At 79.2% G+C, this 8,443-nt stretch carries 10 protein-coding genes; all 10 read right to left on the reverse strand.

Annotation, left to right across the window (positions count from 1 at the left end; translation table 11 throughout):
• Positions 1-2: 2 nt before the first annotated feature.
• The 10 genes from cobA to ACI796_RS20010 are packed head-to-tail and all read right to left on the reverse strand — an operon-like array spanning position 3 to position 8,153.
• Positions 3-1,250: a uroporphyrinogen-III C-methyltransferase gene (gene cobA, locus ACI796_RS19965; RefSeq protein WP_456942963.1), complete on the reverse strand. Its 1,248-nt coding sequence runs from the start codon at positions 1,248-1,250 to the stop codon at positions 3-5.
• Positions 1,247-2,392, reverse strand: coding sequence for an Rv2231c family pyridoxal phosphate-dependent protein CobC (gene cobC, locus ACI796_RS19970; RefSeq protein ID WP_456942964.1), 1,146 nt, complete (start codon positions 2,390-2,392; stop codon positions 1,247-1,249). The genes cobA and cobC overlap by 4 nt, the downstream gene beginning before the upstream one ends.
• Positions 2,393-2,812, reverse strand: coding sequence for a cobalamin biosynthesis protein (locus tag ACI796_RS19975; RefSeq protein WP_456942965.1), 420 nt, complete (start codon positions 2,810-2,812; stop codon positions 2,393-2,395).
• Entirely contained in the window at positions 2,803-3,654 is an 852-nt protein-coding gene (locus ACI796_RS19980; RefSeq protein ID WP_456942966.1) for an energy-coupling factor ABC transporter ATP-binding protein, read from the reverse strand. The genes ACI796_RS19975 and ACI796_RS19980 overlap by 10 nt, the downstream gene beginning before the upstream one ends.
• Positions 3,651-4,385 (reverse strand): cobalt ECF transporter T component CbiQ, encoded by a 735-nt coding sequence (gene cbiQ, locus ACI796_RS19985; protein WP_456942967.1) that lies wholly within the window; start codon positions 4,383-4,385, stop codon positions 3,651-3,653. Before cbiQ ends, ACI796_RS19980 begins: the two co-directional genes overlap by 4 nt.
• Entirely contained in the window at positions 4,382-4,696 is a 315-nt protein-coding gene (locus ACI796_RS19990; protein WP_456942968.1) for an energy-coupling factor ABC transporter substrate-binding protein, read from the reverse strand. The genes cbiQ and ACI796_RS19990 overlap by 4 nt, the downstream gene beginning before the upstream one ends.
• On the reverse strand, positions 4,693-5,376 hold the full coding sequence (locus ACI796_RS19995) for an energy-coupling factor ABC transporter permease (protein ID WP_456942969.1): 684 nt from the start codon (positions 5,374-5,376) through the stop codon (positions 4,693-4,695). The genes ACI796_RS19990 and ACI796_RS19995 overlap by 4 nt, the downstream gene beginning before the upstream one ends.
• The gene (locus ACI796_RS20000) at positions 5,363-6,757 is read right to left on the reverse strand and encodes a cobyrinate a,c-diamide synthase (protein WP_456942970.1); all 1,395 of its coding nucleotides are present in this window, start codon (positions 6,755-6,757) and stop codon (positions 5,363-5,365) included. The genes ACI796_RS19995 and ACI796_RS20000 overlap by 14 nt, the downstream gene beginning before the upstream one ends.
• Complete coding sequence (gene cobO / locus ACI796_RS20005; RefSeq protein WP_456942971.1) at positions 6,754-7,368, reverse strand: cob(I)yrinic acid a,c-diamide adenosyltransferase; 615 nt, start codon at positions 7,366-7,368, stop codon at positions 6,754-6,756. The genes ACI796_RS20000 and cobO overlap by 4 nt, the downstream gene beginning before the upstream one ends.
• Positions 7,369-7,370: 2 nt before the next feature.
• Positions 7,371-8,153 (reverse strand): vWA domain-containing protein, encoded by a 783-nt coding sequence (locus ACI796_RS20010; RefSeq protein WP_456942972.1) that lies wholly within the window; start codon positions 8,151-8,153, stop codon positions 7,371-7,373.
• Positions 8,154-8,443 lie beyond the last annotated feature (290 nt).

The raw sequence follows: 8,443 nt of genomic DNA on the forward strand, positions 1-8,443 counted from the left end.
GGTTACAGCCGCGTCCCCAGGGCGACGACCTCGCCCACGACCCAGACGGCCGGCGGGCGGATGCCCTCGTCGGCCAGCGTCCCCGCCAGGCCGGCCAGCGTGGTCCGGACCGCGCGCTGGGTGGCCGTGGACCCGTCGGCGACGACGGCGACCGGCGTGTCCGGCGCCCGGCCGTGCTCGACCAGCGCCGCGGCGATCGCCCCGGCGGTGTCCACGCCCATGAGCACGACGACCGTCCCGCGCAGCCGCCCGAGCGCCGCCCAGTCCACCAGCGACTGCGGGTGCCCGGGCGGCACGTGCCCGGAGACGACGACGAACTCGTGGGTCAGCCCGCGGTGGGTGACCGGGATGCCGGCGAGCGCCGGCACCGCGATGGCGCTGGTCACGCCGGGCACCACCTCGACCGGCACGCCCGCGGCGACGCACGCCTCGAGCTCCTCCATGCCGCGGCCGAAGACGAACGGGTCGCCGCCCTTGAGCCGCACCACCCGCCGGCCGGCCAGCGCGTGCTCGACCAGCAGCGCGTTGATCTGCTCCTGCGCCATCGACCGGCCGCGCGGCAGCTTCGAGGCGTCGATGACCTCGACCTCCGGCGGCAGCGAGGCCAGCAGCGACTGCGGTGCCAGGTGGTCGGCCAGCACCACGTCGGCCTGCGCGACCGCCTGCTGCCCGCGCACGGTGATCAGCCCGGGATCGCCCGGCCCGCCGCCGACGAGCACCACGCTGCCGGCCCGGCCGCCCTGCGGCTCGCGGGCGGCGCGGTCGCGGATGCTGCCGTCGGCCAGCCCCGCGACGACGGCGTCGCGCACGCCGACCGCCCGCTGCGGGTCCCCGCCGCCGTGCACGCCGATCACCAGGTCGCCCTGCCGGCCGACGGCGGGGGTCCAGACGGTGGAGGCCGACCGGTCGTCGGCGCGGGCGCAGAACACCCGCAGCCGCTCGGCCTCCTCGGCGACCGCGGCGTTGACGGCGGGGTCGTCGGTGGCGGCCACCGCGTACCAGGCGCCGTCGAGGTCGCCGGGCTGCCAGCCGCGGCGCACCCAGGTCAGCGAGCCGGGCACGACCAGCGCCTCCAGCGCCGGGGTGACCTCCGGGCTGACGACGGTCACCCGCGCGCGGGCCTCGAGCAGCCCGGCCACCCGGCGGTGCGCGACCTGCCCGCCGCCGACCACCACGACGCGGCGGTCGAGCAGGCGCAGGCCGACGGGGTAGACGACCCCGGACCCGGGGTCGACGGGCGTCGCGTTCACGGGACCGGTCCGCGGCCCGCGGACGGGGTCGGGTGGGTGTTCAGCGGTGCTCCTCCGGGACGGCGGCCGGTCGCGACGACGTCGTCGGCGTCGGGGATCTCGGTTCCAAGGATCGCAGCGAGGTCCGCGGCGAACGCACGCGAGGTGGCGGGGTCGCGGACGGCGACGCGGAGGTGGTCGCCGTCCAGCCCGGGGAAGGTGTCGCCGCGGCGCACCGCCCACCCGCGCTCGCGCAGCGCCGCGCGCACCCGCCCACCGCCGGGCACCCGCAGCAGCACGAACGACGACCGCGGCTCCCCGAGGACGGTCACGCCGGCCGGCAGCGCGGCCAGCAGGGCGGCGCGGTGACCGGCCAGCGCGCGGGCGGCGGCGTCGGCCTCGGCCCGGGCGGCCGGCGTGGTGCAGGCGACCGCCGCGGCCAGCGCGGGCGTGGACAGCGGCCAGTGCGGCTGGGCGGCGGCCATCGCGGCGACCAGGTCCGCGGGGCCGAGCGCGTAGCCGACCCGCAACCCGGCCAGCCCCCAGGTCTTGGTCAGGCTGCGCACGACGAGCAGGCCGGGCAGGTCGGGACGGCCGGCCAGGGACGCCGGCTCGCCGGGCACGGTGTCGGCGAAGGCCTCGTCGACCAGCAGCACCCGCCCGGGGCGGGCGAGCGCGGCGACGGCGGCGGCCGGGTGCAGCACCGACGTCGGGTTGGTCGGGTTGCCCAGGACCACGAGGTCGGCGTCGTCGGGCACGTCCCGCAGGCGGTAGGACGGCGGCTCCAGCAGCAGCCGTTCGACCGGGTGCCCGGCCGCGCGCAGCGCCGCCTCCGGCTCGGTGAACGACGGGTGCACCACCACCGCCCGCCGCGGCCGGACCGCGCGGGCGAGCAGCACGAACGCCTCGGCGGCGCCGGCGGTGAGCAGCACCTCGGCGGGGTCGCGGCCGTGCGCGGCGGCCACCGCGGCGCGGGCCGGGCGGGCGTCGGGGTAGGCGGCGACGTCGTCGAGGGCCCGCCGCAGCACCGCCCGCAGCCACGGCGGAGGCGTGCCGGCGCGCACGTTGACCGCGAGGTCGGTGAGGCCGGGGGCCAGCTCGAGGTCGCCGTGGTGGTCCAGGTCGATGCCGTCTGCCGCCCTCCGGGCTCCGACCGCGGCCACCTACCGTCCCCCGGTCGCGTGGAGCCGGTCCGTCTCCGCCGTCCGGAGGGCCTCCCGCCCCCCACCCGGCGAGGACACCGCCACCGCGGCGGTCACGCGGCCGTGCACCGTCTTGCCCACCACCAGCCGGGCGCCGCCGAGCAGGGCCGCGGCCTCGGCCACCGACGCGGTGCCCACCGCCGCGGCCACCCGCGCCGAGGGCGAGGGCACGGCGACCCGGGCGAGCTCCGCGGCGGGGTGGCCGGTGAGCGGCCAGCCACGGGCGGCCGCGGCGGCGACCAGGCCGGGCTCGGCGGCGCGCGCGTCGAGGGTGGCCAGCCGGGCCACCCGGGCGCCCGGCGGCAGGACGGCGTCGACGGCGGCGAGCACCTCGTGCGCGGCCACCCCGGGGACCGCGCCGACGCCGACGGTCACGTCCACCGGGTCACGCCCGGCCGGTCGGGGAGGGCGGCGAGCAGCGCGGCGGCGTCGCGGGGGAGCGGGCCGGCGGGCAGCAGGCCGAGCTCGCGCAGCCGGGCGCCGACGGTGAGCGCCCAGGGCCGGTCGAGGCGGGCGCGGGCGAGCAGGCCGTCGTCGGCGAGGAGCTCCTCGGGCGGGCCCTGCACGACCCGCCGGTCGACGACGACGGCGACCTCGTCGGCCCAGGCGAGTGCGAGGTCGACGTCGTGCGTGCTCATCACGACGGTGGAGCCGGAGGCCTGCAGCCGGTCGAGCGCGGCCAGCGCCTCGACGACGGCGGAGGGGTCGAGGCCGGCGGTGGGCTCGTCGAGCAGCAGCACGCAGGGGCGCATGGCCACCGCGCCGGCGATCGCCACCCGCTTGCGCTCGCCGTAGGACAGCTGGTGGGTGGGCCGCCCGGCCAGGCCGTCGACGGCGAGCAGCGCCAGCGCCTCGGCCACCCGGGTGCGCACCTCGTCCTCGGGCAGGCCGAGGTTGAGCGGGCCGAAGGAGACGTCCTGGGCCACCGAGGCGCTGAACAGCTGGTCGTCGGGGTCCTGCAGGACCAGCTGGACCTCCTGCCGGTGCGCGCGCAGGCCGCGGCGGGTGTGGTGCAGCAGCGCGCCGTCGACGGCTACCCCGCCGGCGTCCGGGCGCAGCGCGCCGGACAGGCAGCGCAGCAGCGTCGTCTTGCCCGAGCCGTTGGCGCCCAGCACCGCCAGCCGGCGCCCGGCCGGAACGGTGAGCGAGGCGCCCTCCAGCACCCGGCGGCCGCGCCCGTAGCCGACGACGAGGCCCTCGGCGGTCAGCGTCCGGTGGCTCACGCCAGCACGCCGACGGCGACGAGCGCGGCGAGCCCCGCGGCGGTGGCGGCGAGGAAGCCGCGGGACGAGGGCCGGGACTCCGGCAGCACCCGCAGCCCGGTCTCCATCCCGCGGCCGGCCAGGCCCTCCTGCAGCCGGCGGGCGCGGTCGAAGGACCGGGTGAGCACCGCGGCCGCCAGCGCACCGGAGGAGCGGTACGAGCGGCGCCAGGTCGAGTGGCCCATCCGCGCGGTCTGCGCCTCGCGGATCGTGCGCAGGCTCTCCAGCAGCACGAACAGCAGCCGGTAGGTCACCCCGGCCACCTCGACGACGGCCGCCGGGACGCGCAGCCGGCGCAGCGCGGCCAGCAGGTCGGTCATCGGCGTGGTGGTGGCCAGCAGCAGCACCGCGGCGCCGCCGGCGACCGAGTGCCCGACCAGCGCGCCGGCCCGCTCCGCGGCGTCCGGCGCCCAGCCGGGGTCGCCGTCGCCCACGGAGACGACGGCGGTCAGCGCACCGATGGCGACGAAGGCCAGCGGCCAGCGCACCGCGCGGCCGAAGGTGCGCGCCGGCACCCGCGCCGGGCCCAGCGCGAGGACCACGGCGGTGGCCGCGACCAGCACGCTGCCCGGCCACACCGGCAGCACCAGCGCGCAGACGACCAGGCCGCCGGTGAGCAGCAGCTTGTCCACCGGCGAGCGGGTCCGCCAGGCGCTGGCCCAGGCGGCGTCGTCGACCGCCAGCCCCGTCACGGCGCCTCGCGGGGCGGGGCGGCCTGCTGCTCCCGCGCCTGCCGCCGGCCGCGCAGCCGGCCCAGCACGTAGCCGAGCACGCCGCCGCCGAGGGCGGCCTGCAGCGCGAACAGCCCCGACTCGACCTCGGCCGACGACGGCGAGAACACCGACTCGAACCACGGCGTGTAGCCGGACTCCTCGATCGCCTCGGTGGCCCGGCTGTCGGAGCCGGCGTAGTCGGAGGCGCCGCCGTCGAGGGCGAGCGGGAGGGCGAACAGGGCCACCACCGCGAGCACCAGCAGGGCGGTGACCAGGCGGCGGCGGGTCACCGGACCTCCTCCGCGGCGGCCGGGCGCAGCAGGCCCAGGCGCTCGAGCTCCGGCCGGGCGTTGACGGTGAGCACCCGGAACAGCAGCACGCCCAGCAGGCCCTCGCCGACCGCCAGCGGGACCTGGGTGACCGCGAAGACGCCGAGGAACTTCACCGCCGCGGCGAGGAAGCCGCCGTCGGCGTCGGGGAAGGCCAGCGCGAGCTGCAGCGACGTCGTCACGTAGGTGGCGAGGTCGGCCAGCGCGAGGGCGACGAAGACGCCGGGCAGCAGCCCGGCACCCAGCGCCCGCGCCAGCCGGTAGGCGCCGTAGCCCGCCCACGGCCCGACGACGGCGAAGGAGAAGGCGTTGGCGCCGAGCGTGGTGAGCCCGCCGTGGGCCAGCAGCAGCGCCTGGAACAGCAGGACGACCGTGCCGAGCAGCGCCATCACCGGCGGCCGGAACAGCACCGCCCCGGCGCCGGTGCCGGTCGGGTGGCTCGAGCTGCCGGTGACCGAGGGCAGCTTGATCGCGCTGAGCACGAAGGTGAACGCCCCGGCCGCGCCGAGCAGCAGCGTGGACTCGGGGTGCTCGCGCACCTCGCGCACCACCGCCCGGGCCCCGTGCACGACGAACGGCGCGGCGGCGACGGTCCAGCCGAGCGCGTGCGGCACCGGCAGGAAGCCCTCAGCGACGTGCATGGCGCGCCCCCTCCGGGACGGCCGCCGCGCAGGCGGCCACGAACCGTTCGGCCAGGGCCGGCGAGCCGGCCCAGTGCAGGTGCAGGTAGGAGGCGTGCACGGAGCCGGCGACGAACCCCTCGGGCCCGCCCCCGGGCCACCGCCAGGCCGGGGTGCGGCCGGCGCCGGGGAGCGCGTGCGTGCGGTGGAACTCGTGCCCGCGCACCCGGGTGCCGGCCGGCGCCAGGACGCTGTCGGACAGGGCCACCGCGGCGCGGTAGCCGAGGGTCAGCCGCGGCGTCATCGCCGTCGCGACGTCGAGGACGCCGCACATCGGCGCGCCGTCGAGCTCGCGGGAGAGGTAGAGCAGCCCGGCGCACTCGGCGGCCACCGGGCCGCCGCGGGCGGCCAGGGCCGCGATGGCGTCCCGCAGCGGCGTGTTGGCCGACAGCTGGTCGGCGTAGACCTCGGGGAACCCGCCGCCCACGACCAGCCCCGCGGTCCCGGCGGGCAGCGCCTCGTCGCGCAGCGGGTCGACGGTCACCACCTCGGCGCCGGCCGCGGCGAGCAGCTCGGCGTTCTCCGCGTAGCCGAAGGTGAACGCCGGCCCGCCCGCGACGGCGATCCGCGGCCGCCCGGCGACGGGGGCGACCTCGGCAGCCGGGTCCCACGGGGTGTCCGCGAGGTCGGGTGCGGACCGGGCCAGCCGCAGGACGGCGTCGAGGTCGACCCCGGCGCCGACCACCTCGCCGAGGCGGCGGACCGTGGCCAGCGCCTCGGCCGAGCGCTCGGCGGCCGGCACCAGCCCGAGGTGCCGGGACGGCGTGCCGAGGGCGTCCAGCCGGCGGACCGCGCCGAGCACCGGCACCCCGGCCGCGTCCAGCGCCTCGCGCAGGATCGCCTCGTGCCGGTCGCTGCCCACGCGGTTGAGCACCACGCCGCCCAGGCGGACCCGCGGGTCGAAGGTGGCGAACCCGTGCACCAGCGCGGCCACGCTCTGCGCCTGCGCGCTCGCGTCGACGACCAGCACCACCGGCGCCCGCAGCAGCCGCGCGACGTGCGCCGTCGAGGCGAAGCCGGGCTCGACGTCGGGGGAGGTGGCGCCGTCGAACAGGCCCATCACGCCCTCGACGACGGCGACGTCGGCTCCGCGCGCGCCGTGCAGGAACAGCGGGACGACGCGCTCCCCGCCCTGCAGCACCGGGTCGAGGTTGCGGCCCGGGCGGCCGGCGGCCAGGCCGGTGTAGCCGGGGTCGATGTAGTCGGGGCCGACCTTGTGCGGGGACACGGCCAGCCCCCGGCCGGTCAGCGCGGCGACCAGCCCGGTGGCGATCGACGTCTTGCCCGCGTTGCTGCTCGGAGCGGCGACCACGAGCCTCGGGACCCGGCCCACCCCGCTCACCACTCGATCCCCCGCTGGCCCTTCTGGCCGGCGTCCATCGGGTGCTTGACCTTGGTCATCTCGACCACCAGGTCGGCGGCGTCGACCAGCGCCTGCGGCGCGTCCCGCCCGGTGACCACCACGTGCTGGGTGCCGGGCCGGTGCGTGAGGGTCCCGACGACGTCGTCGACGTCCACCCAGCCCCACTTCAGCGGGTAGGTGAACTCGTCGAGGACGTAGAAGCGGTGCGCCTCGGCGGCGAGGTCGCGCTTGATCTGCGCCCAGCCCTCGGCGGCGTCGGCGGCGTGGTCGACCTCGGTGCCCTGCCGGCGCGACCAGCTCCAGCCCGAGCCCATCTTGTGCCAGACCACCGGCCCGCCCTCGCCGGTCTGCTCGTGCAGCCGGCCCAGCGCGGTCAGCGCGTTCTCCTCGCCGACCCGCCACTTCGCGCTCTTGACGAACTGGTAGACCGCGACGGACCAGCCCTGGTTCCACGCCCGCATCGCCATGCCGAAGGCGGCGGTGGACTTGCCCTTCATCTCGCCGGTGTGCACGACGAGCAGCGGCCGGTTGCGGCGCTGCCGCGTCGTCAGCCCGTCCTGCGGGACGACGGCGACCTGTCCCTTCGGCACGGTCAGGCCGCCTCTCGCACGGAGCGGACGGTGGCCGCGAGCGACTCGGCGGCGAGCTCCTCCAGCCGGAGGGTCTGCGCGCCGAGGTGGGTGCCGAGGACGCCGGCGAGGCCCAGCCGCACCGGCCCGGACTCGCAGTCGACGACGACCGCCGCCGTGCCCGCCTCGCCCAGCCGCCGGGCGGCCGTGTGCGCGGCGCCGAGCGCGTCGGAGCCGCGAGCGCCGGTGGCCCGCCCGTCGGTGACGACGACCAGCAGCGGACGTCGCCGGGGGTCGCGGACCCGCTCCACCCGCAGCGTCTCCTCCGCGCGCAGCAGCCCCGCGGCCAGCGGCGTGCGCCCGCCGGTGGGCAGCTCGCGCAGCCGGGCCGCGGCGGCCTCGACCGACCAGGTGGGCGGCAGCGCGAGCTCGGCGTCGGCGCCGCGGAAGGTGACCAGGCCGACCTTGTCGCGGCGCTGGTAGGCGTCGAGCAGCAGGGACAGCACCGCACCCTTGACCGCGCCCATCCGCGCCCGCGAGCCCATCGAGCCGCTGGCGTCGACGACGAACAGCACGAGGTTGCCCTCGCGGCCCTCGAGCGTGGCCTGGCGCAGGTCCTCGCGCGCCACCCGCAGCCCCGGGCCGGTGCGCCCGCGGGTCCGCTGGTGCGGCGCGGCGGCGAGCACGGTGTCGACCAGGTGCAGCCGGGTCACCGGCCCGGACGGGCGGGTGGAGCCGACGACCCGCCCGCGCTCGGCGCGCGCCTTGGACCGCCGCCCGGCCGCGCCCGCGCCGACGCCGGGCACCTCGAGCCGCCGGGTGCGGAACGGGTCCGCCGGCGCGACCGCGGCCCGCTCGCGCGCGGGCGCGTCGCCCGCTTCCCCGTGGGGGTGGGGGGGGGGGGGGGGGGCGTGGGGGGGGGGGGGGGGGGGGGTGGGGGGGGGGGGGGGGGGGGGGGGGGGGCGCGGGGCCGCGGCCCCCCCCCCCCGCCCCCCCCCCCCCCCCCCCCCCCCCCCCCCACGAAGCTGGTCAAGACGCCCGCGGCGTCTGACACCGAGTGAGCGCCCGGCGCGCGGCGGCGCTGCTGCTCGGCCTC

Source organism: Geodermatophilus sp. SYSU D00525 (assembly GCF_054050475.1).

Excerpts from the sequence above, each read along its gene's own strand:
- ACI796_RS19995 (WP_456942969.1), bottom strand. The coding sequence starts at position 5,376 with ATGCACGTCGCTGAGGGCTTCCTGCCGGTGCCGCACGCGCTCGGCTGG.